The organism is Streptomyces sp. NPDC058198 (genome assembly GCF_042882605.1).
Lineage (GTDB): Bacteria > Actinomycetota > Actinomycetes > Streptomycetales > Streptomycetaceae > Streptomyces.
In genome coordinates, this window is sequence record NZ_JBHVVP010000008.1 from 1 (window position 1) to 26,338 (window position 26,338).

Genomic DNA, 26,338 nt, shown 5'->3' on the forward strand with positions numbered 1-26,338 from the left:
AGGCCCACGAGCCGCTTGGCGCGGGCCCACCGGCGGGAGGGGGTCGGGGGTGCAGGAGGTGCGTGTCCGGACGTAAAGCGTGATTTGTGGCGCACACCGAGCCGCACCCGGGATCCGGTCCGCAGGGCGCCGTAAATCATGCAGTCCGGACATGGACCTCCGGAACCCCCGGCACCCGCACCCCGACGAACAGCCCGCACCCCGACGAACAACCCCGCACCCGCACCGCGCCGGACGGCGTCAGGGCAGAAGCAGCAGCACGATCAGGAGGATCAGGCCCGCCGTCGCCGGGGCCATGATCTCGTAGGCCCAGCGGATCGTCGGTGCGCCCTGTGCGGTGGGGCGGGTGGCGGAGCGCTCGGCCAGGTCGCGCAGCTCGACCACCGTCCGGTCCGCCTGCGCCAGCCGGGCCTGGGTGTCGGTGACGTCCGCCTGTACGGAGGTCCTGCCGTACGGGTCGTCGTGCGCGAGGTGCGTCTGACGGCGCGCGGCGCGCTTGCGCTGACGGAGGGAGACGGGGACCGCCCAGAGCTGGAACTTCCCGTCGTTCTCGGTGAACACCTCGCACGAGTACGCGGCCCGCACATTCGTGACCGTCCCCCAGGGAAGGGTGATCGTCCGGAAGGGGTTCCTGATCCGCAGCCGGTCCGCGTTGGCGAAGACGGCCGGGCGCAGGCTGAACGCGACGACGAGCGGGACGACGAGCAGCAGCCCGGCGAGCGCCAGCCAGGGGGTGCGGCCCGTCCCCCGGGCGAGCGCGTCACCGCCGATCCAGGCGGCGATCAGGAGCAGCGCGACACCGCCCATGATCCCGCCGGCCGACCGGAAGACGCGGTCGGCGTAGGTCGGCTCGGTGGGCTCATCGGGGCTCGTCATATGCCCGATTCTGCCGTATGCCCCCGGCAAGCCGGAACGAGCGGCCCCCGGTCACAGCTCGGGAACGGCTCGCCCGGCAACCTCACACCCCCCTGTACAGGTTGCTACGCGCGTAGATATGCTCATCTGGTGACCATGCCCATCATCACCCCCGCATTCGCTGACGTGGCCGCGTCCGACAGCACATTGCGCCGCTTCCTCCACGGGCTGCCCGGCGTCGACGCCGTCGGCCTGGAGGCACGCGCCGCATCGCTCGGTACGCGCTCGATCAAGACCACGGCCAAGGCGTACGCCATCGACCTGGCCATCTCCATGATCGACCTGACGACGCTCGAAGGCGCGGACACCCCGGGCAAGGTCCGGGCGCTCGCCGCCAAGGCCCTTCGTCCCGATCCGACCGACCGCACCACGCCCTCCACCGCCGCGGTCTGTGTCTATCCGGACATGGCGGAGACGGCCGTGGCCGTGCTGGCCGGCTCCGGGGTGAAGGTCGCCTCCGTCGCCACCGCCTTCCCGGCCGGCCGCGCCGCGCTGGGCGTGAAGCTCGCGGACACCCGCGACGCCGTGGCCGCGGGCGCCGACGAGATCGACATGGTCATCGATCGCGGCGCGTTCCTCGCGGGTCACTATCTGAAGGTCTACGAGGAGATCCGCGCCGTGAAGGAGGCGGCGGGGGCCGCCCGCCTCAAGGTCATCTTCGAGACCGGCGAACTCTCCACGTACGACAACATCCGCCGCGCCTCCTGGCTCGGCATGATCGCCGGCGCGGACTTCATCAAGACGTCCACCGGCAAGGTCGGGGTCAACGCCACCCCGGCCAACACCCTCCTGCTGCTGGAGGCCGTACGCGACTTCCGCGCGCAGACCGGGGTGCAGATCGGCGTGAAGCCGGCCGGCGGCATCCGCACCAGCAAGGACGCGCTCAAGTTCCTGGTGCTGGTCAATGAGACCGTCGGCGAGGACTGGCTGGACAACCACTGGTTCCGCTTCGGCGCTTCCAGCCTGCTGAACGACCTGCTGATGCAGCGTCAGAAGCTGGCGACCGGCCGGTACTCCGGCCCCGATTACGTCACGGTGGACTGAGGCAGAGATGGCATTCGAATACGCACCCGCTCCGGAGTCCCGCTCCGTCGTCGACATCGCGCCGAGCTACGGCCTGTTCATCGACGGCGAGTTCACCGAGGCAGCCGACGGCAAGGTCTTCAAGACCGTCAGCCCGTCCACCGAAGAGGTCCTCTCCGAGGTCGCCCAGGCCGGCGCCGAGGACGTGGACCGCGCGGTGCAGGCGGCCCGTAAGGCGTTCGAGAAGTGGTCGGCGCTGCCCGGCGCCGAGCGCGCCAAGTACCTGTTCCGTATCGCGCGGATCATCCAGGAGCGCTCGCGCGAGCTGGCCGTCCTGGAGACGCTCGACAACGGCAAGCCGATCAGGGAGACCCGCGACGCGGACCTTCCGCTGGTCGCCGCGCACTTCTTCTACTACGCGGGCTGGGCCGACAAGCTCGATCACGCCGGATATGGCGAGAACCCCCGCCCGCTCGGCGTGGCCGGACAGGTCATCCCCTGGAACTTCCCGCTGCTGATGCTCGCGTGGAAGATCGCCCCGGCGCTCGCCACCGGCAACACGGTGGTTCTGAAGCCCGCCGAGACGACCCCGCTCTCCGCCCTGTTCTTCGCGGACATCTGCCGCCAGGCCGGGCTGCCCAGGGGCGTCGTCAACATCCTTCCCGGATACGGCGACGCCGGCGCCGCGCTCGTGCGGCACCCGGACGTCAACAAGGTCGCCTTCACCGGCTCCACCGCGGTCGGCAAGGCCATCGCCCGCGAGATCGCCGGCACGGACAAGAAGGTCACGCTCGAACTGGGCGGCAAGGGCGCCAACATCGTCTTCGACGACTCCCCCATCGACCAGGCGGTCGAGGGCATCGTCACCGGCATCTTCTTCAATCAGGGCCAGGTCTGCTGCGCCGGATCGCGGCTGCTGGTCCAGGAGTCGATCCAGGACGAGCTGCTGGACTCGCTCAAGCGCCGGCTGTCCACGCTGCGCGTCGGTGATCCGCTGGACAAGAACACGGACCTGGGCGCGATCAACTCCGCCGAGCAGCTGGCCCGTATCAAGACGCTGACCGAGACGGGCGAGGCGGAGGGCGCGGAGCGCTGGTCGCCCGCGTGCGAACTCCCCTCCTCCGGATACTGGTTCGCGCCGACGCTCTTCACGAACGTCACCCAGGCGCACACCATCGCCCGGGACGAGATCTTCGGTCCTGTGCTGTCGGTGCTGACGTTCCGTACGCCCGACGAGGCCGTCGCCAAGGCCAACAACACGCAGTACGGCCTCTCGGCCGGTATCTGGACGGAGAAGGGCTCCCGCATCCTCGCGGTCGCCAACAAGCTCCGGGCGGGTGTCGTCTGGGCCAATACGTTCAACAAGTTCGACCCGACCTCGCCCTTCGGCGGCTACAAGGAATCGGGCTTCGGCCGCGAAGGCGGCCGCCACGGCCTGGAGGCGTACCTCGATGTCTAAGGAATCCATCAGCGGCTCCGCCGCGGGCCGGCTGAGCGTCTTCAAGACCTACAAGCTGTACGTCGGGGGCAAGTTCCCCCGCAGCGAGAGCGGCCGGGTGTACGAAGTGACCGACTCCAAGGGCAGCTGGCTGGCCAACGCCCCGCTGTCCTCACGCAAGGACGCGCGTGACGCGGTCGTCGCGGCCCGCAAGGCGTTCGGCGGCTGGTCGGGCGCGACCGCGTACAACCGCGGCCAGGTCCTCTACCGCGTCGCCGAGATGCTGGAAGGCCGTCGCGACCAGTTCGTACGGGAGGTGGCGGAGGCCGAGGGCCTGTCCAAGGCGAAGGCCGGGGCGGTCGTCGACGCCGCGATCGACCGCTGGGTCTGGTACGCGGGCTGGACCGACAAGATCGGCCAGGTCGTGGGCGGGGCGAACCCGGTCGCAGGTCCGTTCTTCAATCTCTCCACTCCGGAGCCGACCGGGGTCGTCACGGTCCTGGCGCCGCAGGACTCGTCCTTCCTCGGCCTCGTCTCGGTCGTCGCCCCGGTGATCGCCACGGGCAACACCGCGATCGTCGTCGCGAGCGAGAAGTCCCCGCTCCCGGCTCTCTCCCTGGGCGAGGTGCTGGCCACCTCCGACCTCCCGGGCGGCGTGGTCAACGTCCTCTCCGGGAAGACCGCGGAGATCGCGGCCCCGCTGGCCGCGCACCAGGACGTCAACGCGATCGACCTGACCGGCGCGGACGAGGTCCTCGCCAAGGAGCTGGAGATCGCGGCGGCGGACAATCTGAAGCGGGTGCTGCGTCCGCGGTCCGCGGACTGGTCGGCCGATCCGGGCACGCACCGCCTGACGGCCTTCCTGGAGACGAAGACGGTCTGGCACCCCACGGGCAGCCTGGGCGCGTCCGGTTCGGCCTACTGAGCCGCTCCCGCACCCCGCCGGTACGGGAGGACCCCAGCGATACGGGAGGACCCCCGCCGCTCCGAGGAGTGGCGGGGGTCCTCCCGTATATCTGTACGGGACAGATCAGCCGGGCAGCATCCCCGCCGCCGGGCCGGCCGCCGGCAGGTCCGTGAGCGCGCCGCCCCGGGTCACGGGACCGGTCACCATCGTCGTGGACAGCGGCTTGAAGTCGGCGACCTGCGTACCCACCGAGTTGTCCAGCGGGTCCACGCCCGTGCCGGCCATCGGGTTGAGCTTGAGGCGCTTGGCGGGAGTCACCGCGCCGGTCGTCCCGTGCCCGAGGGCGTCGCTGAGGTCCTGGCCCATCACCGCGCTCGCGGTGTCGGTGCCCGTCGCGGGCGCGAGGGCGGCCGGCTCCGCCGCCTGGGCCGCCGCACCGCCCAGACCGAGGGCGGCGCCCGCCGCCGTGACGGTCAGACCGGCGCGCAGCAGAGTGCGGCGCGGGGAGGTGGGAGCTGCGTGACGTGCCATGGGATTTCCTGCCTGGCGGGTGAGTGAGTAATCGAGATGACACGCAGCGTAGTTGAGGCGGGGTGTCCGAGGCCAATAAACCCGGCCGATCGGTCCCCGGGGGTTCCCTGCGCGGGCGTATGCCGCACACTGGTGTCCCGTGAGTCCCCAATCCCCCATGACCCGGGTCGTGCTGCTCGCCGGCCCCTCAGGCTCCGGAAAGTCGTCCCTCGCCGCCCGTACGGGCCTGCCCGTGCTGCGCCTCGACGACTTCTACAAGGAGGGCGACGACCCGACGCTCCCGCTGGTCCCGGACAGTACGGACATCGACTGGGACTCTCCGCTGTCCTGGGACGCGGACGCCGCGGTCGCGGCGGTCATGGAGCTGTGCCGTACGGGCCGTACGACCGTTCCCGTCTACTCGATCGCCACCAGTTCACGGGTGGACACGGAGGCGCTGGACATCGAGCGCACCCCGCTGTTCCTCGCGGAGGGCATCTTCGCCGCCGATATCGTCGCGCGCTGCCAGGAGCTCGATGTGCTGGCCGACGCGCTCTGTCTGCGCGGCCGTCCCTCGACCACGTTCCGGCGGCGGCTGCTGCGCGACCTGCGCGAGGGACGGAAGTCGGTTCCGTTCCTGGTGCGGCGCGGCTGGCGGCTGATGCGCGCGGAGCGCGTGATCGTCGGCCGGCAGACGGCACTCGGCGCGTACGCGTGCGGCAAGGCGGAGGCGCTGGGCCGTATCGCGGCCGCGGCGGCCGGCCGGTGCCCGGGGCAGCGTGGCGCGCGGCCGCCGGCGGCGGAGATCACGGACGCGGCAGCCCGTACGGCGAGCGGTCACTGAACGACGCGTGCGGCGGGCGACCGCCCGCGCGGCATCGTCTCAGCGGCACCTTCTCAGCGACACAGAGAAGCGGGACCGGACAAGACCCCCCGGCCTGTTCGGTCCCGCTTCCTTTTTCTGTGCTCCCCCGTGGTGCTCCCCCGTGGTGTCCCCCCGGACTCCCCCGTGTTTCCCCCGTACTCCCGCCGTCTCCCCCCGGAGACGACAGGCCCCCCGTTTCCCCCTACTGCCCTCAAGCGACCAGTTCGCCGAAGGACTCTTCCTCGTCACGGCCGAAGCTGAGGACCTCGTCCTCGCGCAGCCGGCGGAGCGACCGCCAGATGCTCGACTTCACCGTGCCGACACTGATGTCGAGGATGTCCGCGATCTCCGGGTCGGTGCGGCCCTCGTAGTAGCGCAGTACCAGCATCGTGCGCTGCAGCTCGGGAAGGCGCGAGAGCGCCTGCCAGAGCACCGCGCGCAGTTCCGTGCCGCGCATCGCGTCGGTGTCGCCCGCCGTCTCCGGCAGCTCCTCCGTCGGATACTCGTTGAGCTTGCGCCTGCGCCAGGCGCTGATGTGCAGATTGGTCATGGTGCGGCGGAGATAGCCGCCGACCGCGGCCTTGTCGCTGATCCTGTCCCACGCCCGGTACGTGGAGAACAGCGCGCTCTGGAGCAGGTCCTCGGCCTCGAAGCGGTCCCCGGTCAGGTGGTAGGCCGTCGCGTACAGGGAGGCGCGGCGCTCCTGGACGTAGGCGGTGAACGCCGCTTCGGCGTCCGCCGTCCCCGCCGGGTCCTTCCGCTCCCCCGTGACCTCCCCGTACGCGGCCGCCACGTTGCTCACCTGCGGCGCGTCAACCACCGTCATGTACGACGGCTTGTGCTGACGCCCGGCGCCGCGAACGCACCCCCGCCCGTTCACGGCGCCGGACTTCTCGCTGCTCCGCGTGACGTCGTGGAGACGCGTGACTACCGCGCTCGAGGTCGTGCCGTGCGGTGCGTTCATCTCGCGCCCCCCGTCGGTTGGAGTCTGCTTCGTTCCGTGTGCCAATGAGCTTGCCGGGGCAGTTTCATGGCGCTGTCCGCCGACTGTCACAGGCCTGTCACAGGGGACTTCGGAGCTTGCGCACCACGTGCGGGAAGGTACGGCCGCTCCAACTGTCGAACTCCGGTCCCCCCATGGGACAGAATGACCTCTGTGCCTTTCCTGTTGCTGATCGAGGACGACGACGCCATCCGCACGGCCCTCGAACTCTCGCTGTCACGCCAGGGCCACCGTGTGGCCACCGCGGCGACGGGAGAGGACGGCCTGAAACTGCTGCGGGAACAGCGGCCGGATCTGATCGTGCTGGACGTGATGCTCCCCGGGATCGACGGTTTCGAGGTGTGCCGTCGCATCAGGCGTACCGACCAGTTGCCGATCATCCTGCTGACCGCGCGCAGTGACGACATCGATGTGGTGGTCGGCCTGGAGTCCGGGGCCGACGACTATGTGGTGAAGCCGGTGCAGGGGCGGGTGCTGGACGCGAGGATCCGCGCGGTACTGCGGCGCGGCGAGCGGGAGTCCACGGATTCCGCGACGTTCGGCAGTCTGGTGATCGACCGGTCCGCGATGACCGTCACGAAGAACGGCGAGGATCTGCAGCTCACGCCGACCGAGCTGCGGCTGCTGCTGGAGCTGAGCCGGCGGCCGGGCCAGGCGCTGTCGCGGCAGCAGCTGCTGCGGCTGGTGTGGGAGCACGACTACCTGGGCGACTCGCGTCTGGTGGACGCGTGTGTGCAGCGGCTGCGGGCGAAGGTGGAGGACGTACCGTCCTCGCCGACCCTGATCCGTACGGTGCGCGGAGTGGGCTACCGGCTGGACGCGCCTTCGTGAGGGACGCACCCGCGGCGGGCGGGCCCGGCGGCCCGGCGCAGAAGGGCTCAGTGCAGAGCGGCCCGGTACAGAACGGCGCGACGAGGTACGACACGGAGCGCGGCGCCGGCGGCCCGGAGCCGACCGGCGCGGAGAGCGGCGCCGCGAAGACCGGCGCGGCGAAGAAGGCGATCATCGCGGGGCTCCGCTGGACCAGTCTGCGGCTGCGGCTCGTGGTCGTCTTCGGGGCCGTCGCGCTGACCGCCGCGGTCTCCGCGTCGGGGATCGCGTACTGGCTCAACCGCGAGGCCGTGCTGACCCGGACGCAGGACTCGGCCCTGGACGACTTCCGGCAGGAGATGCAGAACCGCGCCGCGGAACTGCCCCTGCGGCCGAGCCAGAGCGATCTGGAGAACACGGCCCAGCGGATCGAGGGCGACAGCCCCGGCTACAGCGTGCTGCTGATCGGTGAACGCGCCGAGGGCAAGCCCATCGTCGGCGCCTCCGATCCGGACGCGTTCACCCTCAGTGATGTGCCCGCCTCACTCCAGCGGGCCGTGAACGAGAAGCAGAAGGTCACGTCGGGGAACGCGTATCCGTACCACCTCTTCTGGCAGCGCACCGAGCGCGCCGGCACGCCCTATCTGGTGGGCGGTACGCGGATCATCGACGGCGGGCTGACCGGATACATGTTCAAGTCCCTCGACCAGGAGCGCGCGGACCTCAACTCGCTCGCCTGGTCGCTGGGGATCGCCACGGCGCTCGCGCTCGTCGGGTCGGCGCTGCTCGCCCAGGCCGCGGCCACGACCGTGCTCAAGCCCGTACAGCGACTGGGCGAGGCGGCGCGGCAGCTCGGTGAGGGCAGGCTCGGTACCCGGCTGCGGGTGTCGGGGACGGACGAACTGGCCGATCTGTCCCGTACGTTCAACAAGGCCGCGGAGTCGTTGCAGAAGAAGGTCGCGGACATGAGCGCGCGGGAGGAGTCCAGCCGCCGCTTCGTCGCCGACATGTCGCACGAGCTGCGTACCCCGCTGACCGCGCTGACCGCCGTGACGGAGGTCCTGGAGGAAGAGGCCGACAACCTCGACCCGATGATCGCGCCGGCCGTGACCCTGGTGGTGAGCGAGACCCGCAGGCTCAACGTCCTGGTGGAGAACCTGATGGAGGTCACCCGCTTCGACGCGGGTACGGCCCGGCTCGTCCTCGACGATGTCGATGTCGCCGACCAGGTCACGGCCTGTATCGACGCGCGCGCCTGGCTGGACGCGGTGGACCTGGACGCGGCACGCGGGATCATGGCGCGGCTGGATCCGCGCCGGCTCGATGTGATCCTGGCGAATCTGATCGGCAACGCGCTCAAGCACGGCGGTTCGCCGGTGCGGGTGGCGGTGCGGACGGAGGGCGACGAACTCGTCATCGAGGTACGGGACCACGGGCCCGGTATCCCCGAGGACGTCCTGCCGCATGTCTTCGACCGGTTCTACAAGGCGAGCGCGTCCCGGCCACGTTCCGAGGGCAGTGGGCTCGGTCTGTCGATCGCGATGGAGAACGCCCATATCCACGGCGGCGACATCACGGCGTCCAATGTGCCGGACGGCGGCGCGATGTTCGTCCTGCGGCTGCCGCGGGACGGCTCGGAGACGGCGGGGCTGGATGAGGAACAAGGACGGGGAGAGGAAGGCGACGTACCGTGACGCCCATGAGCCGGCCGCGCGGGATCCGGACGGGCGGGGGCCGCACCGGCGGGAACCGGCCGGCCGTCGCGTTCGCGCGGCTCGCGGGCGCGGTGGCGCTCGCGGTCTGCGCCGCGGGGTGCGGGATCAGGACCACCTCGGTCCCGGTGGACGCCGGGCCCGCGCCGTCCCGGGTGCCGTGCGAGGTCTCCGGGAAGGACGTGATCACGCAGACGCACCCGGGCATCCCGGTGTTCATCTATCTGGTGTGCGCCTCCGAGCTGGCCGCGGTGGAGCGTACGGCGCGGATCCCCGAGGAGAAGGTGTTCGACAGCCGGGTGCAGATCGGGCAGGCGTTGCTCGACGAGCTTCAGGCGCAGCCGTCGTCCGCCGAGCGGGAGGCGGGCTTCACCACGTCCGTACGGGGGACGCTGCTCGTGTCCGCGCCGCGCGAGGGCGATCCCGCGGGCACGCTGCGGCTCAGCCTCCAGCCGGAGGACCTGCCGGCGGCCGCGCTCGCGCAGATCGTCTGTACGTTCGCCGAGAGCGACGCCACGGACGGCCAGGTGGTGCTGGGCGGGCCCGGGGACTATCCGCCGCGCCGCTACGGGTGCGACCAGGAGACGAAGCGCCGTCCGGACTCCACGGCGCCGACGCTCGCCCCGCTGCCGTCGGCGTCGTAGCGGCGTACGGGCTGTCGTCGGCGTCGTAGCGGCGTACGGGCTGTCGTCGGCGTCGTAACGGCGTACGGGCTGTCGTCGGCGTAACGGCGAACGGGTGATGCCCGTCTCATGAGGCCGTTCGTCCGGAACCGGCGGAACCGATCCCGCTTACGGCCGCGTCTTGGGGTGCGTGTGTCAAGGTCCGGGCGGCAGTGCCGCCATCCGCTTCCGCAGGGCGGGACTCGCCCTTCTCCTCATGCATCTCCTGCTGGTGGGGTGGCTGACGCTCCGTCCGCTGGATGTCACGTGGGTGACCGCGGCCAACCTGCGGCCGTTCGCCGGTATCCGGGCGGATCTGGCGCTGGCCCCCCTGCACGCCGCGCGGCGCATCGGTGAGGGACTGCTGCTGCTGGCCCCGCTCGGCGTGCTGCTGCCGATGGCGGGCGGCAGGCTCACCGTCTCCCCATTGGCGTCCCTGGCGCGTACGGTCGCGGCCGGCGCGTTGCTCTCCCTGGGGATCGAGCTGCTGCAGACCGGAGTGCCGGGTCAGGTGGTCGACGTGGACTCCCTGCTGCTCAACACCGCGGGTGTCGCGCTGGCGCACCTGGCGGTCGTGCCCGCGGGCCGGGCCAGAATGCGCCGCAGACGGCGCTCCCACCCCGTCTCCGCGGCGGTCTACGGGGCGCGGCGCCCGGAAGGCGTACGGCACGCCGTTCCCTGGGATGACGCCTCTCAGGGCGCGACCCCGACGATTCCCAGGGTCGGGGTCGCCCCATAGAGCGACGCTTTGCCCCCTTCTCCGGGGGCACCATGGAAACAACGGGAGCACAAGGAGAGGCTCCCGCCTCGGTCTCGTGAAGGAGCCCACCATGGCCGCATTGGTCCGCCCGGTCCGCCCCCGTGCCGGACGCATGATCGGCGGAGTGTGCGCGGCGCTGGCACAGCGTTTCGGCACCTCCGCGAGCACGATGCGGGTGATCTTCCTGGTCTCGTGTCTGCTGCCGGGCCCGCAGTTCCTGCTCTATCTGGCGCTGTGGGTGCTGCTGCCGAGCGAGAAGAACCGCACCGCCACGACCGCCTGGTAACCGGCCGCGGCCTCGTTCCCGCACCGTGGGGGCACTCACCCGTAGGCGGGTGGGCGCCCCCACGGTCGTGGTTCCGGAGGCGATCAGCCGCCGAGGGCCGTCCCGTTGACCGGGAGGCCGCCCTTCGCCAGACCGTTCACGGGCAGTCCGCCCTTGCCCGGACCGTTGACCGGCAGTCCGCCCTTGCCCAGACCGTTGACCGGCAGCCCGCCCTTGCCCAGACCGTTCACCGGCAGCCCGCCGAGCAGCGTGTTGGGGGGATTGGTGGTCCCGGCGGCCCGGAGCGCGTAGGGGCCGGTCTGCTGGACGGCGCCGAGCGCGGTCCGTCCCGCGGTCGCCGAGGCGGAGGTGGGTACGGGCAGCTGCCCGGCGGCCTCGTCCATCGGCAGCGTCTTGGTGACGAGGTCCAGCCCGGTGCCGACGTCGGGGGCGGCGGGCGCGGCGGCGGAGGCACTGCCGGCGGCGGTGGCGGCGAAGGCGACGCCGAGGGCGGCGACACCGAGCGTCTTGACGGCGGACTTCTTCATCTGGGTTTTCGTCCTTGGGGAATGAGGGGAATACGAGCGGCTCTCCAAGGTAGCCAGCCGCGCGCGGAGCCCGCAAACACCGGGAAGCGGCCGGGAATCCGTATCCCCGACCGCTTCCCGGTCTATGTGATCAACCTGATCCAAGCAGAGATCAGCTGGTCACAGCCGTCTGCTTGAACAGCCATTCGGATTTCAGCTCGGCATATCCGGGCTTGATCACGTCGTTGATCATGGCGAGTCGTTCATCGAAAGGAATGAATGCTGATTTCATCGCATTGACGGTGAACCACTGCATGTCATCGAGCGTGTAGTCGAATGCCTCGACCAACAGCTCGAATTCACGGCTCATGCTCGTGCCGCTCATCAGCCGGTTGTCCGTGTTCACGGTCGCGCGGAAGTGCAGCTTGCGCAGCAGACCGATGGGGTGCTCGCCGATCGAGGCTGCGGCGCCCGTCTGCAGATTGGAGCTGGGGCACAGCTCCAGCGGGACGCGCTTGTCCCGTACGTACGCGGCGAGCCGGCCCAGCTTCACCGACCCGTCCTCGGCGACCTCGATGTCGTCGATGATGCGCACGCCGTGCCCGAGCCGGTCGGCGCCGCACCACTGGAGCGCCTGCCAGATCGAGGGCAGCCCGAAGGCCTCGCCGGCGTGGATGGTGAAGTGGTTGTTCTCCCGCTTCAGATACTCGAACGCGTCGAGGTGGCGGGTGGGCGGGAAGCCTGCCTCGGCGCCCGCGATGTCGAAGCCGACGACGCCCGAGTCGCGGTAGCGGTTGGCGAGTTCGGCGATCTCCAGGGCGCGGGCCGCGTGCCGCATGGCGGTGAGCAGCGCGCCGACGCGGATACGGTGGCCGCTCTCGCGGGCGCGTCGCTCGCCCTCCCGGAAGCCCTCGTTGACGGCCTCGACGACCTCTTCGAGGGTGAGCCCGTGCTCCAGGTGCTGCTCGGGGGCGTACCGCACCTCGGCGTAGACGACGCCGTCCTCGGCGAGATCCTCGGCGCACTCCGCGGCGACCCGGAAGAGCGCGTCACGGGTCTGCATGACGGCGCAGGTGTGCGCGAAGGTCTCCAGATAGCGCTCCAGCGAGCCGGAGTCGGCGGCCTCGCGGAACCAGAGGCCGAGCTTGTCGGACTCGTGCTCGGGCAGGGCCTCGTAGCCGACCTCGTGGGCGAGGTCGATGATCGTGCCGGGGCGCAGCCCGCCGTCCAGGTGGTCGTGGAGAAGGACCTTGGGGGCGCGGCGGATCTGTTCGGCTGTGGGTGGACGGTAGGTCTGGCTCGTCATCTTCGCACTCTAACGCCTACGCGCGTAGATCGGCGGGGGTCGATACGTAACAGTGACCGCGCGGACGGGTGGCGTACACCTGCCCTTCTGAGACTGTTCTGTTATGGGATGGCACGCAGTTCCCGGGCCGGGGGAGCGTACGGCAGGCCGGGACGGGTGGGCACGCGGGCGTCGCGCGGAGCCTCAGGCACGGCTGGGGCGGGCGGTCACCGCACTCGCCGCGGGATCGGCGGTAGGAGGCGTGGTCCTGGTACTTCCCGAGGGCGAACCGGTCTCGGCCCGCCGCGCCTCGGCCGTCGCGTACGCGGGGATGCTGCCGCTCGCGCGGTCGCTGGCCAGGTCAGGGGCGGCCGAAGGGCTGGTCGTGCATGTGGTCCACTACCGCGGGCGCGGCTGGAACGGGCCGGACGCGCGCCTCGCGGCGGACGCCGACTGGGCGGCGGAGGAGGCCGTGCGGCGCTACGGCGACATACCGGTGTGCCTCGCGGGACACGGGATGGGCGGCCGTGCCGCCCTGCACGCCGCGGGCCACACGGCCGTCAACTCCGTGCTGGCGATGGCCCCGTGGCTGCCGGAGGACGACCGGGCGGTCGAACCGGAGCCGGTACGGCAGCTGGCGGGGCGTCAGGTGATGATCGTGCACGGTACGACGGACGCGCGTACCGATCCCGAACTCTCCTACCGGCTGGCCGAACGCGCCAAGAAGGTCAACCGGGACACCTGCCGCTTCGAGGTCCACTCCGACGGCCACGCGCTGCGTCAGCACCACGGCGAAGTCCTGGCCTTGGCAGCGGACTTCGTGCTCGGCGCACTGCTCTCGCGTACGTACTCCCGGCCGGTCGCGGACGCGCTCGCGGCGCCGCCGCCGCTGGGGTTGCGGATGCCGCTGGCGGCGGGGTTCGGCCGGTCACTGCGGCCGTAGGGCGGCGCGGGCCTGGCCGCTGAGGTCCCGTCAGTCCGGGAGCAGGTGGCCGCGGCGGGAGATCAGGAAGCGTTTGAAGGCCGCCACCGGCGGGGTGTCCGGGTGGCCGTTGAGCCAGGCGACGCCGATCTCGCGTACCGCGCGCGGCGCCGTGACCGTCAGTTCGACCACCCCGGGGCGGGCCACGGCGGGCGGCGGCAGCAGGGCGACGCCCAGGCCCGCCGCGACCAGGCCGCGCAGCGTCTCGGCCTCCTCGCCCTCGAAGGCGACGCGCGGCCGGAAGCCGGCCTCGGCGCAGAGGTCGTCGGTGATCCGGCGCAGTCCGTAGCCCGGTTCGAGGGTGACGAAGGTTTCGTCGGCGGCCTCGGCGAGGCGGACGCGGCGGCGCCGGGCGAGCCGGTGGTCGTCGGGGACGACCAGCCGCAGCCGCTGTTCGTCCAGCCTGCGGGCGACCAGATCGGGGGCGTCCGGCACCGGTGAGGTGAGACAGAGGTCCAGATCGCCCGCGCGCAGGCGTTCGATCATCGCCTCGCCGTAGTTCTGGACCAGTTGGAAGCGCACGCGCGGATGGTCGGCGCGGAAGGCCCGGATCAGTCCGGGCACGGTCTCCGACCCCATGGTGTGCAGAAAGCCGAAGGCGACCTTGCCGGACGCCGGGTCCGCGTCGGCCCGTACGGTCTCGGCGGCCCGTTCCACCTCCGCGAGGGCGCGTTCGACGGAGGAGAGGAAGGTCCGGCCCGCATGGGTGAGGGAGACCGTACGGCCCTTGCGGGCGAACAGGGCGATGCCCAGGTCCTTTTCGAGCCTGACCATCGCCCGGGAGAGGGTGGACTGCGGGACGCCCATGTCCTGCGCGGCGCGGGTCACATGTTCATGGCGGGCCACCCCGGCGAAGTACGCGAGGCGGGGCGCGAGGACCGCGGACCAGGACTCGGGGTCCAGTTCGGCCGTCACCGGCATGTCGTCTTCGTAACTGTTCCATGACACGCGCGCTCGTGAGCTGGGTTCATGCACCATGGGAACGATTATCTCCATTCCATGCATTGGACGCATGAAGACGGGGTGCCTACGGTCGTCGTATGCCTTCAGTCAGTACCGAGGCGCCCGTCATCCCGGGTGCCTCCGCCGCGCCGTCCGCTCAGCCTTCGCCTTCCTCGCCGTCCGCCCCGTCGCAGCTCTCCCCCGGCGGCCCCGGCTACCGCCGGATGAGCTTCGCGCTCTTCGCCGCGGGGGTCGCGACCTTCGCCCTCCTCTACTCCACGCAGGCCCTGCTGCCCGCCATCTCCGCCGACCTCGGCGTGACGGCCGGCCAGGCGAGCTGGACGGTCTCGGCGGCGACGGGCGCGCTGGCCCTGTTCGTCCTGCCGCTGAGCGCGCTGTCCGAGCGGTTCGGCAGGCGCACCCTGATGACCGCGTCGCTGGTGATCGCGGTGGCGGTCGGGCTGCTGGTGCCGTTCGCGCCGGACATCGAGTGGCTGGTGGCGCTGCGCGCCGTGCAGGGCGCGGCGCTCGCCGGGCTCCCGGCGTCGGCGATGGCGTTTCTCGCGGAGGAGGTACGGCCGAAGGCGCTGGTCGCGGCGATCGGGCTGTTCGTCGCGGGCAACAGCGTCGGCGGGATGAGCGGCCGTATCGTCACCGGCTGGGTCGCCCAGCTGTGGGGCTGGCGCGCGGCGCTGGGCGCGGTCGGGCTGATGGCGGTGGTGTGCGCGGTGGTCTTCCGCGTCCTGCTCCCGAAGGCGCGGAACTTCACCTCGCGTTCGCTGAGCCCGCGCGCGCTGGCGAAGACCGTCGGCGGTCATCTGGCCGACCCGCTGCTGCGACGGCTGTACGCGATCGGCGCGCTCTTCATGACGGTGTTCGGCGCGGTCTACACCGTGATCGGCTACCGGCTGGTGGAGGCGCCCTTCAACCTCCCGCAGGGCATCATCGGCTCGATCTTCCTGGTCTACCTGGTCGGTACGGTCTCCTCGGCGGCGGCCGGGCGGCTGGTCGCGCGGCTGGGCCGGCGCGGGGCGCTGTATCTGGCCGTGGGGACGACGGCGGCCGGCCTGCTGCTGTCGCTGTCGGACACGCTGGCCGCGGTGCTGCTCGGTCTGGTGCTGATCACGGCGGGCTTCTTCGCGGGCCACGCGGTCGCCTCGTCGTCGGTGAGCCGTACGGCGAAGACGGGCCGCGCACAGGCCTCGGCGCTCTACCAGTCGGCGTACTACCTGGGCAGCAGCGCCGGCGGCACGCTGGGCGCGGTCGCGTTCCACGCCGGCGGCTGGGAGGCGACGGTGCTGCTGGGGCTGGTGGCGGTGCTCGGGGTCGTCTCGATCACGCTGTACGGGACGCACGCGGCGCGGACCGAGGCCGCGAGGCGGCCGGTGCCGGCGGTACAGCGGTAGGCGGTGCCGCGCCGCACGGCGCCCGGGGCTCCACGACGCCTCGGGCGCCATTTTTCATCCTTTTGACCCGAAACCGGCGATTGTCAGTGGCCTGCGGTAGCTTCCGAGAGATGGGTTACAAGGGGGCGACTGGGGTGAGCCGATGAGTGATCTCGCGACAACAGAGGATCTGGATTCCCGGCTGGAGAAGCACCGGACGGAGCTGACGGGCTACTGCTACCGGATGCTGGGCTCCGCCTTCGAGGCCGAGGACGCCGTGCAGGACACGATGGTGCGCGCGTGGCGCAGCTTCGACAAGTTCGAGGGCCGGTCCTCGCTGAGGTCCTGGCTCTACCGCATCGCGACGAATGTTTGCCTGGACATGCTCAGCGCGGGAAACCGCCGGGCGCGCCCGATGGATCTGACCGCCGCGCAGCCGGTGGCCCAGGCCCAGCTGAACGGGCGCCCGGAGATCACCTGGCTGGAGCCCGTGCCGGACGGCCGGGTGCTGCCGTCGGTGGCGGACCCGGCGGAGACCGCGGTGGAGCGGGAGTCGATCCGGCTGGCGTTCGTCGCCGCGCTGCAGCATCTGCCGCCGAAGCAGCGGGCGGTGCTGATCCTGCGCGAGGTGCTGGCCTGGAAGGCCGCCGAGGTCGCCGAGCTGCTGGGCACGACGGTCGCCTCGGTCAACAGCGCGCTCCAGCGGGCGCGCGCGACGCTCGCCGACTGCGGCCCCGCCGCGACCGAGGCGGCGGACCCGCTCGACGAGGGGCAGAAGGAGCTGCTGGAGCGGTATGTGGCGGCCTTCGAGGGCTATGACATGAAGGCGCTGACGGCGCTGCTCCACGAGGACGCGACGCTGTCGATGCCGCCGTACGACCTGTGGCTTCAGGGCCATGCCGACATAGTCGGCTGGATGCTCGGCGTCGGCTCCGTCTGCCGTGGCTCACGGCTCGTCCCGACGGTGGCCAACGGCACTCCGGCGTTCGCCCACTACCACTCGAGCAAGGACGGCACCGGCTATACGCCGTGGGCGCTCATGGTGATCGAGATAGAGGACGGCCGGATCACCGGGATCAACTCCTTCCTGGACACGGCGCGCTGGTTCCCGCTGTTCGATCTCCCCCAGCGGCTGACAAAGGAGTGATCACTACCTAGTGCCGCGACCGGGAATGTTTGCCCGTCGAGGAGCGGCGGCCGGTGCGTGCGATCGCAAGGCGGCCGGAGGCCCTTGTAGCGGAGCTACTCGGGTCTTTGGCCAACGCGGCGAGCGTGCGTGCTGGGCGTCGCGACGGGGCGAACATTTCCGGGAGGGGCACTCATGTCGGGCGGGTCGTGGTCCCCGTCGGGGGTCACCTCCTGGATCAGGTCCGCGAGGCCCACGAGATCCAGCAGCAGCCGCAGCTCCCGCCCGGCGCCGGTCAGCCGGATCCGGCAGCCCTGTCTGCGGGCGGTGAGCCGCAGCCTGGCCAGCGCGTCGACGGCGGCCAGGTTCGGCGGGGCCAGGCCGCCGACGTCACAGATCACCTCGGCGCCGCCCGTCTCCCGCAGCCGCGCGGCCAGCTCCTCACACAGCCGGGGCCCATCGGCCGGGGTGAGCCGGCCGGCGATGACGAGCACGATCGGTTCCGTAACGTCCACGGAGAGAAAGACCGACCCCCCGCCCGGAACTCATCGCAGCCCCCCGGACACACCCGGTACAGCCCCGGCACCGGAACACGGCCCCGGGCCCCTTCGGCTCTGGGCCGACGGTGAGAGCGCATGGCGAACGGGACCGGTGGGCGGTCGCCGGTCCCGTTCATCCGAATGGGGAAACGCCTGGTCAGGCGATGCGCTCCAGCACCACCGGCGTCGCCTTGTACTGCGTGTCGCCCGCCACGATGTCGTACGCGCCGTCCAGCGCGCCGCGTGCGTAGTCGAACTTCTCCGGGGTGTCCGTGTGCAGCGTCAGCAGCGGCTGGCCGGCCGTGACCGTGTCGCCCGGCTTGGCGTGCAGTTCGACGCCCGCGCCCGCCTGGACCGGGTCCTCCTTGCGGGCGCGGCCCGCGCCGAGGCGCCAGGCGGCGACGCCGACGCCGTACGCGTCGAGGCGGGTGAGGACACCCGACGACGGGGCCGTGATCACCTGCTGCTCGCGGGCCACCGGCAGCGCCGCGTCCGGGTCGCCGCCCTGGGCCGCGATCATGCGGCGCCAGACGTCCATCGCCGAGCCGTCGGCCAGTGCCTTCGCCGGGTCGGCATCCTGGAGACCCGCCGCGTCGAGCATCTCGCGCGCCAGGGCGAGGGTCAGCTCGACCACATCGGCAGGGCCGCCGCCCGCCAGGACCTCGACGGACTCGCGGATCTCCAGCGCGTTGCCCGCGGTGAGCCCGAGCGGCGTGGACATGTCGGTGAGCAGGGCGACCGTCCGTACCCCGTGGTCGGTGCCCAGGCCCACCATGGTGGAGGCGAGTTCGCGGGCGTCCTCGATGGTCTTCATGAAGGCGCCGGTGCCGACCTTGACGTCCAGGACCAGCGATCCGGTGCCCTCGGCGATCTTCTTGGACATGATCGAGGAGGCGATCAGCGGGATGGCCTCGACGGTGCCGGTGACATCGCGCAGCGCGTACAGCTTCTTGTCCGCGGGGGCCAGTCCGTCGCCCGCCGCGCAGATCACCGCGCCGGCGGTGTTCAGGACGTCCAGCATCTCGGCGTTGGAGAGCAGCGCCCGCCAGCCGGGGATGGACTCCAGCTTGTCGAGCGTCCCGCCGGTGTGGCCAAGGCCCCGCCCGCTGAGCTGCGGTACGGCCGCGCCGCACGCGGCCACCAGCGGCGCCAGCGGCAGGGTGATCTTGTCGCCCACGCCGCCCGTGGAGTGCTTGTCGGCCGTGGGGCGCGACAGCGCGGAGAAGTCCATGCGCTCGCCCGAGGCGATCATGGCGGCGGTCCAGCGGGCGATCTCCGTACGGTTCATGCCGTTGAGCAGGATCGCCATCGCGAGCGCCGACATCTGCTCGTCGGCGACCTCGCCGCGCGTATAGGCGTCGATCACCCAGTCGATCTGCTCCGGGGACAGTTCGCCCCGGTCCCGCTTGGTGCGGATGACGGAGATGACGTCCATCACGTTCCTTTCGATGGGTACGGCCCCTCCGCCGCCGGATCGCGACGACGGAGAGGCCGGGTTCAGTTGAGGTGCCCGGGCCCGAAGGCCTGCGGAAGCATCTCGTCCAGCGTGCGGATTCCGTCCGGGGTCTCCAGGACCAGGGCCGGGCCGCCGAATTCGTACAGCAGCTGGCGGCAGCGGCCGCACGGCACCAGCACCTCGCCAGCGCCGTCGACGCAGGTGAAGTGGGTGAGCCGGCCGCCGCCGCTCAGGTGGAGCGCGGAGACCAGACCGCACTCGGCGCACAGCCCGAGTCCGTACGAGGCGTTCTCGACGTTGCAGCCGGTGATCGTACGGCCGTCGTCGACCAGGGCCGCGACCCCGACCGGATAGTTCGAGTACGGCACATACGCGCGGGACATCGCGTCCCGCGCCGCGGCCCTCAGGGTCTCCCAGTCGATGCCCGCGGTGTCCGCGGCGGCCGTCACTTGCCTTGTCCTCTGCGATAGCGCATACCGTCAGCTTTGGGCATACGCAGCCGCTGCGCCGACAGCGACAGCACCAGAAGGGTCACGACATACGGAGTGGCGCCCACGAAGTCCTCGGGGACGGTGTCCGTCAGCAGGTACCAGACCAGGATGAGCGCGGCCACGACCGCGCTCGCCACGGCCTGGAACATGACCTTCTTGTACGCCTTCCACACGGCGAGCAGCACCAGCAGGACGACCAGCAGGAGCAGCAGCGCGTGGACGGTCTCGCCGCCGTTGCGCAGCTGAAGCGCGTCGGAGAAGCCGAACAGGCCCGCGCCCATGGCGAGGCCGCCGGGACGCCAGTTGCCGAAGATCATCGCGGCGAGACCGATATAGCCGCGCCCGCCGGTCTGGCCCTCCAGGTAGATGTGCGAGGGCACGGTCGCGAGGAACGCGCCGCCGAGGCCGGCCAGTCCGCCGGAGATCGCGACGGCCGCGTACTTGTACGAGTAGACGTTGACGCCCAGCGACTCGGCGGCCATCGGGTTCTCACCGCAGGAGCGCAGCCGCAGACCGAACGGGGTCCGCCACAGCAGCCACCCGGTGGCGACGAAGAGCAGCACCGCGAAGATCGTCAGCACCGAGACATTGGTGACGAGGCCGCCGAGGATGCCCGCGAGGTCCGAGATCAGGAACCAGTGGTGGCCGGCGAGGGTGGCGAGGCCGTCCGAGAGTCCTGGCACGGTGACGTCCGGGATGGAGTCGACCGGTGGGGACTGCTTGGGGTTGCCGCCCATGGTCTGGGCCTCGCCGGAGTTGAAGAAGATCTTGGCGAGGTACTGGGTGACACCGAGCGCGAGCAGGTTGATGGCCACACCGGAGACGATGTGGTCGACGCCGAAGGTGACGGTCACGACCGCGTGGAGCAGTCCGCCCAGGACACCGAAGGCGACACCCGCGACCAGGCCCAGCCAGGGGCTGGTCTGCCAGCCGATCCAGCCGGCGCCGAAGGTGCCGAGGATCATCATGCCTTCGAGACCGATGTTGACCACACCGGCCCGTTCGGACCACAGACCGGCCAGACCGGCGAGGCCGATCGGTACGGCGAGGCCGAGGGAGGCGCTGATCTGGCCCGCGGAAGTGAGCTGGTCGGCGCCGGTGAGGACGCGTACGGCGGAGATCAGCACCAGGGCGCCCGCGACGATCAGCAGGATCCGCGCGACCGACAGCCGGGAGCGTGCGGGCTTGGCGCCCGGGGCCTTCGGGGCCGTAGGAGGCGGAGTGGCGGTCATCGTGGCGGTCATCGCGCCACCTCCAGCTTCTCGGTCTTCGCGGCCTGGGCGGCGAGCTCGGCGCCGACCTGCTGCTGCTGGCGCTTGAGGCCGTAGCGGCGTACGAGTTCGTAGGCGATGACGACGCACAGGACGATGACGCCCTGGAGCACGCCGAGGATCTCCTTGTCGTAGCCGATCACTTCAAGGTGGTTGGTGGTGCGCTCCAGGTAGCCCCAGAGGAGGGCCGCGAGGGCGATGCCGATCGGGTTGTTGCGGCCGAGCAGCGCGATGGCGATACCGGTGAAGCCGATGCCCAGCGGGAAGTCGTTGCTGTACATGTGGCTCTCGTTGAGCAGCGTCGGCATGCCGATCAGGCCGGCCATGGCGCCCGAGAGGATCATGCTGGTGACGACCATCTTCTTGACGCTGACACCGCTCGCGGCGGCCGCGGACTCGGACTGGCCGACGGCGCGCAGGTCGAAGCCGAAGCGGGTGCGGCCGAGGACGAACCAGTAGGCGAGACCCGCGAGCAGGGCGATGAAGAGGAAGCCCCACAGCATGCCGGCCGGGCCCAGGTCGATGGTGAAGAACCACGACGACTCGGACAGCGGCTTGGTGGAGACCAGGGTGCCCGCCTCGTCGAGCTGGCCGAGCCGCTCGGGCTGGATCAGATAGCCGATGATCGCGGTCGCGATCGAGTTCAGCATGATCGTGGAGATGACCTCGCTGACCCCGCGAGAGGTCTTGAGGACACCCGCGATACCGGCCCACATGGCGCCGACGAGCATCGCGACGATGATGATCACAGGGATCTGGATGATGCCCGGCAGGTTCAGCGTGCCGCCGACGACCGCGGCGAAGAAGGCCGCGATGCGGTACTGACCGTCGACGCCGATGTTGAACAGGTTCATCCGGAAGCCGATGGCCACCGCGACGCCCGCGATGTAGTACGTGGTCGCCTTGTTGAGGATGTAGACCTGGCTGTCGCTGGCAGAGCCGTACGACAGCATGTCGTTGAACGCCTCGAAGGGGTTCTTGCCGGTGACGGCGATGACCAGCGCGGTGACGACCAACGCGGTGATCACGGCCAGCACGGGCGCCGCTATCGCGAGGAGCAGCCGCTCCTTGTCGACCCGGGAGGTGAGCTTCTTCATCGGTCCTCTTCCCCAGCTACGGCGGACTCGGCGCCGTGCTCGAGGTGTCCGGTGGCGGCCCCCGTCATGGCGGAGCCCAGCTCCTCGGGGGTGATCGTGGCGGGGTCGGCGTCGGCGACCAGACGGCCGCGGTACATGACCCGCAGGGTGTCGGACAGGCCGATCAGCTCGTCCAGGTCGGCGGAGATCAGCAGGACGGCGAGACCTTCGCGGCGTGCCTCCCTGATCTGGTCCCAGATCTGGGCCTGCGCGCCGACGTCGACACCCCGGGTGGGGTGCGCGGCGATCAGCAGCTTGGGGCTGTGGCTCATCTCGCGGCCGACGATCAGCTTCTGCTGGTTGCCGCCGGACAGGGAGCCCGCGGTGACCTCGATACCGGGGGTGCGTACGTCGTACTCGCGCACGATCCGCTCGGTGTCGAGCCGGGCGGCCTTGGCGTCGAGCAGTCCGCCCTTGGAGTTGGGGCGCTCGGTGACATGGCCGAGGATGCGGTTCTCCCAGAGGGAGGCCTCCAGCAGCAGGCCGTGCCGGTGGCGGTCCTCGGGGATGTAGCCGATGCCGCTCTCGCGCCGCTTGCGGGTCGGCGCGTGGGAGATGTCGGCGGTGTCGAGGGTGATGACACCGCCGTCCGGGTCGCGCATGCCCATGATCGCTTCGACGAGTTCGGCCTGGCCGTTGCCCTCGACACCGGCGATGCCGAGGACCTCGCCGCGGTGGATGGTGAAGTCGATCCCGGCGAGGACGTCACGCACGACACCGTCGGTGTCGGTCGCGGTCAGCTTCAGGTCCTGGACCCGCAGCGTGGGTATGTCCGTGACGGTCGACTCGCGCGTCTCCGGGGAGGGCAGCTCACTGCCGACCATCAGCTCGGCGAGCTGCTTGGAGGTGGTGGAGCGCGGGTCCGCGGTGCCCACGGTCGTACCGCGGCGGATGACGGTGATCTCGTCGGCCACCGAGAGCACTTCGCCCAGCTTGTGGGAGATGAAGATGACCGTCAGGCCCTCGGACTTCAGCCCGCGCAGGTTGTCGAAGAGCGCTTCGACCTCCTGCGGGACGAGGACCGCGGTGGGCTCGTCGAGGATCAGGGTGCGGGCGCCCCGGTAGAGGACCTTGAGGATCTCCACGCGCTGCCGGTCGGCGACGCCGAGCTCCTCGACGAGGACGTCGGGGCGGACGTTCAGGCCGTACGCGTCCGAGATCTCCTTGATCTTGTTGCGGGCCTTGGTGCCGATGCCGTAGAGCTTCTCGCCGCCGAGGGCGACGTTCTCCAGCACGGTGAGGTTGTCGGCCAGCATGAAGTGCTGGTGCACCATGCCGATGCCGCGCGCGATGGCGTCCGCGGGGCTGCCGAAGGTGACCTGCTCGCCGTCGACGGTGATGGTTCCCTCGTCGGGCTTCTGCATGCCGTAGAGGATCTTCATCAGGGTTGACTTGCCGGCACCGTTCTCGCCGCAGAGGGCATGCACGGTGCCTCTGCGAACGGTGATGTCGATATCGCTGTTGGCGACGACACCGGGGAAGCGTTTGGTGATGCCGCGCAGTTCGACGGCGGGAGGGCTGGACGCGTTGATGGCGCACTCTCCTCGGAGAAGGAGCGTTGGGGCGGGGGGCGTTCGGTGACGCTACTGCGTCAACCCACGCCTACGCGCGTAGAGTTGACACATTGTTATCGGCCCGGTGAAAGGGGAAGCCCCTTTCACCGGGCCGTACACTCAGCCGGCCGCGAGCGTTCTGATCCGCGGACCGGAGCAGGTCACGGGGTCGTCTTGACCGTGACGGAGCCGTCGATGATCTTCGCCTTGGCGGCGTCGATCTTCGGCTGGATGTCCTTGATGAAGCCACCGCTGGCGGACAGTGAGACGCCGTCCTTGGCGAGCGAGTAGCTGTTGGTGCCGACCAACGGCTTCTTGTCGTGGATCGACTTGATCAGGTCGTAGACGCCGACATCGACGTTCTTGACGACCGAGGTCAGGATCGAGTCCTTGTACTTGGCCAGGGAAGCCTGGTTGTACTGGTCGGAGTCGACACCGATCGCCCAGGCGCCCTTGGCACCGTTGACGGCCTCGATGGAGCCGGAGCCGGAGGAGCCCGCGGCGCTGTAGATCACGTCGGCGCCCTTGTCGAGCATGCCCTGCGCAGCGGCCTTGCCCTTGTCGGGGCTGGCGAAGCCGGAGGTGTCAGAACCGTGCGACAGGTACTGGACGTCGACCTTCATGCTCTTGTCGGTGTCCTTGACACCCTGCACGAAGCCCGCCTCGAACTTCTTGATCAGCGGAACGTCGACGCCGCCGATGAAGCCGACGTGCTTCGACTTCGTCTTCAGCGCCGCGGCGACACCCGCGAGGTAGGAGCCCTGCTCCTCGGTGAAGACGATGTTGTCGACGTTCTTCGCGTCGACGACCGAGTCGACGATGCCGAAGGTGGTGTCGGGGAACTTGACCGCCACCTGCTTCATCGAGTTGGAGTAGGCGTAGCCGATGCCGACGACCGGGTTGTATCCGGCCTGGGCGAGCTGCGTGAGGCGCTCGACGCGGTCCGCCTCGGTGTCGGTGGTCTTGGCGGTCAGTTCCTTGACCTCACCACCGAACTCGGCCTTGGACTTGTCTATGCCGCGCGCGGCGGAGTCGTTGAAGGAGTGGTCGCCGCGGCCGCCCACGTCATAGGCCACACCGACCTTGACGCCGTCCTTGGCGGAACTCGACGCGTCACTGCTGTCCTTGGCCTTGTCGGCCGACGTGCTGCCACAAGCGGTGGCAGTCAGAGCGAGCGCGGCGGAGGCGATCCCCGCCGCAGCGATCTTGGTTACCCGGCGCAAGAGGGTGGTCCCTTCAACCTGACCGAAGCGCCTCTTCCGGCGCTGGTTTCGCGGCGATCGTAACGCGCGTAGATGTCAGATAATGACCTGTACGGAAGCTGTTATCGGATCGTCGCGAACGGGAGGTGTCATGGCCGATTACAAACGGTTGCCGTCGATCAACGCGGCGGCGGTGAAAAGCTCCACGCCGACCTCGATCGCCTGCTCGTCGGCATCGAAATCCCCACGATGCAGGTCGTAGTGGACCGGGTCTCCCGGCGTCCGCACGCCGAGCCTCGCCATCGCGCCCGGCACCTGTTCCAGATACCAGGAGAAGTCCTCTCCGCCGAGACTCTGCTCGGTGTCCTCGATTGCGTACGAACCGCGGCGGGCGGTCTGGGCGGCGCGCAGCAGTTCCGTGATGACCGGGTCGTTGACGACCGGCGGGACTCCGCGGATGTAGTTGATCTGCGACTTCGCGTGATGGAGCGTGGCGATCTCGTCGATCGCGGCATGGACCAGGTCCGGCGCGTCCCGCCAGGCGGGCAGATCCAGGCAGCGGACCGTGCCGGAGAGCTCGGCGTGCTGCGGGATGACATTGCAGGCGTGCCCGGACTCGATACGGCCCCAGGTGACGGCGAGCCCGGAGCGGGCGTCGACCCGGCGGGCCAGCAGCGCGGGGACGTCGGTGACCACCTTCGCCGCCGCGGTGACCAGATCGGTGGTGAGATGCGGGCGGGCGGTGTGGCCGCCGGGGCCGTCGAGGCTGATTTCCAGCCGGTCGCAGGCGGAGGTGATCGGGCCGGGGCGCAGCCCGATCAGACCGGCGTCGACGCGGGGGTCGCAGTGCACCGCGATGATCCTTCCGACGCCGTCCAGGACGCCGGATTCGATCGCGTCGGGGGCGCCGCCGGGCAGCACCTCCTCGGCGGGCTGGAAGATCAGCCGCACCGCGTTCGGCAGGAGACCCTGCCGGTCGAGGCCGGCCAGGACCAGTCCGGCGCCGAGGACGGCGGTGGTGTGGATGTCGTGGCCGCAGGCGTGCGCGCGATTGGCCACGGTGGAGCGGTACGGCACCCCTGTCTTGGTGTCCGGGATGGGGAGCGCGTCGATGTCGGCGCGCAGCGCCAGCATGGGACGGACGCCGTCCCAGGTCCCTACGTCGCAGATGAGCCCGGTGCCCGTGTTGAGCACCCGGGGCGTGAGCCCGGCCTGCTCCAGCCGGTGCTTGAGCGCGCTGGTGGTGCGGAACTCCTGGTTGCCCAGCTCGGGATGCATGTGCATGTCCCGGCGGAAGGCGATCAGCTCGGCGCGCAGTGCCTCGGGCAGCGCACCGGGAAGTGCGGCGTCGCCGGGCAGGTCGGTCTCGGACTCACGGGACATCAACTGGCTCACCTGTTGAAGGGTAGGCCCCTTCGGGGGTCAACTGATCAGCGATCAACAAAATTTCAGCCCGTTAGGCCAAGAAATCTGCCCGTGAACGTATGACGGACCGCCGGGGTGGGTAAGCTGCCGCCCTTTCCCAGTGCCCCAATTTTATGGGTTGATCACTGTTCCCGCCCCGCGAGGCACG

26 protein-coding genes are annotated in these 26,338 nt (G+C 70.5%); 12 read left to right on the forward strand and 14 right to left on the reverse strand.

Annotation, left to right across the window (positions count from 1 at the left end; all coding sequences use genetic code 11):
• Window positions 1-240 precede the first annotated feature (240 nt).
• Entirely contained in the window at window positions 241-876 is a 636-nt protein-coding gene (locus tag ACFVWW_RS24145; protein ID WP_386877933.1) for a PH domain-containing protein, read from the reverse strand.
• 135 nt (window positions 877-1,011) lie between these two features.
• Here ACFVWW_RS24145 and deoC point away from each other — a divergent pair, with 135 nt between their 5' ends.
• The 3 genes from deoC to ACFVWW_RS24160 are packed head-to-tail and all read left to right on the forward strand — an operon-like array spanning window position 1,012 to window position 4,301.
• On the forward strand, window positions 1,012-1,959 hold the full coding sequence (deoC, locus tag ACFVWW_RS24150) for a deoxyribose-phosphate aldolase (RefSeq protein ID WP_384182464.1): 948 nt from the start codon (window positions 1,012-1,014) through the stop codon (window positions 1,957-1,959).
• A 7-nt stretch (window positions 1,960-1,966) separates the two neighbouring features.
• Window positions 1,967-3,397 carry an aldehyde dehydrogenase family protein gene (locus ACFVWW_RS24155; RefSeq protein ID WP_386877934.1) on the forward strand — a complete coding sequence of 477 codons (1,431 nt, stop codon included), beginning with the start codon at window positions 1,967-1,969 and terminating at the stop codon, window positions 3,395-3,397.
• On the forward strand, window positions 3,390-4,301 hold the full coding sequence (locus tag ACFVWW_RS24160; protein WP_384182219.1) for an aldehyde dehydrogenase family protein: 912 nt from the start codon (window positions 3,390-3,392) through the stop codon (window positions 4,299-4,301). The genes ACFVWW_RS24155 and ACFVWW_RS24160 overlap by 8 nt, the downstream gene beginning before the upstream one ends.
• Before the next feature lie 105 nt (window positions 4,302-4,406).
• Here the strand turns inward: ACFVWW_RS24160 and ACFVWW_RS24165 are convergent, their stop codons facing one another.
• Window positions 4,407-4,814, reverse strand: coding sequence for a hypothetical protein (locus tag ACFVWW_RS24165; RefSeq protein WP_384334418.1), 408 nt, complete (start codon window positions 4,812-4,814; stop codon window positions 4,407-4,409).
• Between the two features lie 157 nt (window positions 4,815-4,971).
• On the opposite strand from ACFVWW_RS24165, the gene ACFVWW_RS24170 reads away from it, so the two are divergent.
• Entirely contained in the window at window positions 4,972-5,637 is a 666-nt protein-coding gene (locus ACFVWW_RS24170; RefSeq protein WP_384182467.1) for a hypothetical protein, read from the forward strand.
• A 232-nt stretch (window positions 5,638-5,869) separates the two neighbouring features.
• Here ACFVWW_RS24170 and ACFVWW_RS24175 read toward each other — a convergent pair whose 3' ends face one another.
• Window positions 5,870-6,622: a SigE family RNA polymerase sigma factor gene (locus ACFVWW_RS24175; protein WP_384182224.1), complete on the reverse strand. Its 753-nt coding sequence runs from the start codon at window positions 6,620-6,622 to the stop codon at window positions 5,870-5,872.
• A gap of 192 nt (window positions 6,623-6,814) precedes the next feature.
• Between ACFVWW_RS24175 and afsQ1 the strand changes: the two genes are divergently transcribed.
• The 5 genes from afsQ1 (at window position 6,815) to ACFVWW_RS24200 (ending at window position 10,891) form a co-directional block, all read left to right on the forward strand.
• The gene (gene afsQ1, locus ACFVWW_RS24180; protein ID WP_173476453.1) at window positions 6,815-7,492 is read left to right on the forward strand and encodes a two-component system response regulator AfsQ1; all 678 of its coding nucleotides are present in this window, start codon (window positions 6,815-6,817) and stop codon (window positions 7,490-7,492) included.
• Window positions 7,390-9,165: an ATP-binding protein gene (locus ACFVWW_RS24185; protein WP_386877935.1), complete on the forward strand. Its 1,776-nt coding sequence runs from the start codon at window positions 7,390-7,392 to the stop codon at window positions 9,163-9,165. Before afsQ1 ends, ACFVWW_RS24185 begins: the two co-directional genes overlap by 103 nt.
• Window positions 9,166-9,170: 5 nt before the next feature.
• On the forward strand, window positions 9,171-9,827 hold the full coding sequence (locus ACFVWW_RS24190; RefSeq protein WP_386877936.1) for a hypothetical protein: 657 nt from the start codon (window positions 9,171-9,173) through the stop codon (window positions 9,825-9,827).
• Window positions 9,828-10,062: 235 nt separating this feature from the next.
• Window positions 10,063-10,584 carry a VanZ family protein gene (locus tag ACFVWW_RS24195; protein WP_384182233.1) on the forward strand — a complete coding sequence of 174 codons (522 nt, stop codon included), beginning with the start codon at window positions 10,063-10,065 and terminating at the stop codon, window positions 10,582-10,584.
• A gap of 91 nt (window positions 10,585-10,675) precedes the next feature.
• Window positions 10,676-10,891, forward strand: coding sequence for a PspC domain-containing protein (locus ACFVWW_RS24200; protein ID WP_384182236.1), 216 nt, complete (start codon window positions 10,676-10,678; stop codon window positions 10,889-10,891).
• Window positions 10,892-10,974: 83 nt separating this feature from the next.
• Here ACFVWW_RS24200 and ACFVWW_RS24205 read toward each other — a convergent pair whose 3' ends face one another.
• The gene (locus ACFVWW_RS24205; RefSeq protein ID WP_386877937.1) at window positions 10,975-11,418 is read right to left on the reverse strand and encodes an ATP-binding protein; all 444 of its coding nucleotides are present in this window, start codon (window positions 11,416-11,418) and stop codon (window positions 10,975-10,977) included.
• Window positions 11,419-11,569: 151 nt separating this feature from the next.
• Window positions 11,570-12,703 (reverse strand): adenosine deaminase, encoded by a 1,134-nt coding sequence (locus ACFVWW_RS24210; protein ID WP_384182242.1) that lies wholly within the window; start codon window positions 12,701-12,703, stop codon window positions 11,570-11,572.
• Window positions 12,704-12,944: 241 nt separating this feature from the next.
• Here ACFVWW_RS24210 and ACFVWW_RS24215 point away from each other — a divergent pair, with 241 nt between their 5' ends.
• Complete coding sequence (locus ACFVWW_RS24215; protein WP_386877938.1) at window positions 12,945-13,625, forward strand: alpha/beta hydrolase; 681 nt, start codon at window positions 12,945-12,947, stop codon at window positions 13,623-13,625.
• Window positions 13,626-13,655: 30 nt separating this feature from the next.
• On the opposite strand, the gene ACFVWW_RS24220 is transcribed toward ACFVWW_RS24215, so the two are convergent.
• Entirely contained in the window at window positions 13,656-14,642 is a 987-nt protein-coding gene (locus ACFVWW_RS24220; protein ID WP_386877939.1) for a LysR family transcriptional regulator, read from the reverse strand.
• Window positions 14,643-14,704: 62 nt separating this feature from the next.
• Here ACFVWW_RS24220 and ACFVWW_RS24225 point away from each other — a divergent pair, with 62 nt between their 5' ends.
• The gene (locus tag ACFVWW_RS24225) at window positions 14,705-16,012 is read left to right on the forward strand and encodes an MFS transporter (RefSeq protein WP_386877940.1); all 1,308 of its coding nucleotides are present in this window, start codon (window positions 14,705-14,707) and stop codon (window positions 16,010-16,012) included.
• A gap of 142 nt (window positions 16,013-16,154) precedes the next feature.
• The gene (locus tag ACFVWW_RS24230) at window positions 16,155-17,138 is read left to right on the forward strand and encodes a sigma-70 family RNA polymerase sigma factor (protein WP_384182251.1); all 984 of its coding nucleotides are present in this window, start codon (window positions 16,155-16,157) and stop codon (window positions 17,136-17,138) included.
• Between the two features lie 95 nt (window positions 17,139-17,233).
• On the opposite strand, the gene ACFVWW_RS24235 is transcribed toward ACFVWW_RS24230, so the two are convergent.
• The 8 genes from ACFVWW_RS24235 to ACFVWW_RS24270 all read right to left on the reverse strand — a co-directional run bounded on the left by ACFVWW_RS24235 (window position 17,234) and on the right by ACFVWW_RS24270 (window position 26,148).
• Complete coding sequence (locus ACFVWW_RS24235; protein ID WP_386877941.1) at window positions 17,234-17,632, reverse strand: STAS domain-containing protein; 399 nt, start codon at window positions 17,630-17,632, stop codon at window positions 17,234-17,236.
• A gap of 181 nt (window positions 17,633-17,813) precedes the next feature.
• A complete protein-coding gene (locus tag ACFVWW_RS24240) occupies window positions 17,814-19,091 on the reverse strand; it encodes a thymidine phosphorylase (RefSeq protein ID WP_384182258.1) in 1,278 nt (425 codons plus the stop codon).
• A 62-nt stretch (window positions 19,092-19,153) separates the two neighbouring features.
• Entirely contained in the window at window positions 19,154-19,561 is a 408-nt protein-coding gene (locus ACFVWW_RS24245; RefSeq protein WP_384182261.1) for a cytidine deaminase, read from the reverse strand.
• Window positions 19,558-20,847, reverse strand: a complete 1,290-nt coding sequence (locus ACFVWW_RS24250; RefSeq protein WP_384182264.1) for an ABC transporter permease — start codon at window positions 20,845-20,847, stop codon at window positions 19,558-19,560. The genes ACFVWW_RS24245 and ACFVWW_RS24250 overlap by 4 nt, the downstream gene beginning before the upstream one ends.
• Window positions 20,844-21,971 (reverse strand): ABC transporter permease, encoded by a 1,128-nt coding sequence (locus tag ACFVWW_RS24255; protein WP_384182267.1) that lies wholly within the window; start codon window positions 21,969-21,971, stop codon window positions 20,844-20,846. The genes ACFVWW_RS24250 and ACFVWW_RS24255 overlap by 4 nt, the downstream gene beginning before the upstream one ends.
• Window positions 21,968-23,512 carry an ABC transporter ATP-binding protein gene (locus ACFVWW_RS24260; protein WP_384182470.1) on the reverse strand — a complete coding sequence of 515 codons (1,545 nt, stop codon included), beginning with the start codon at window positions 23,510-23,512 and terminating at the stop codon, window positions 21,968-21,970. Before ACFVWW_RS24260 ends, ACFVWW_RS24255 begins: the two co-directional genes overlap by 4 nt.
• Window positions 23,513-23,724: 212 nt before the next feature.
• The gene (locus ACFVWW_RS24265; RefSeq protein ID WP_384182270.1) at window positions 23,725-24,786 is read right to left on the reverse strand and encodes a BMP family protein; all 1,062 of its coding nucleotides are present in this window, start codon (window positions 24,784-24,786) and stop codon (window positions 23,725-23,727) included.
• Between the two features lie 138 nt (window positions 24,787-24,924).
• Window positions 24,925-26,148, reverse strand: coding sequence for an amidohydrolase (locus ACFVWW_RS24270; RefSeq protein ID WP_384182473.1), 1,224 nt, complete (start codon window positions 26,146-26,148; stop codon window positions 24,925-24,927).
• Between the last annotated feature and the right edge of the window lie 190 nt (window positions 26,149-26,338).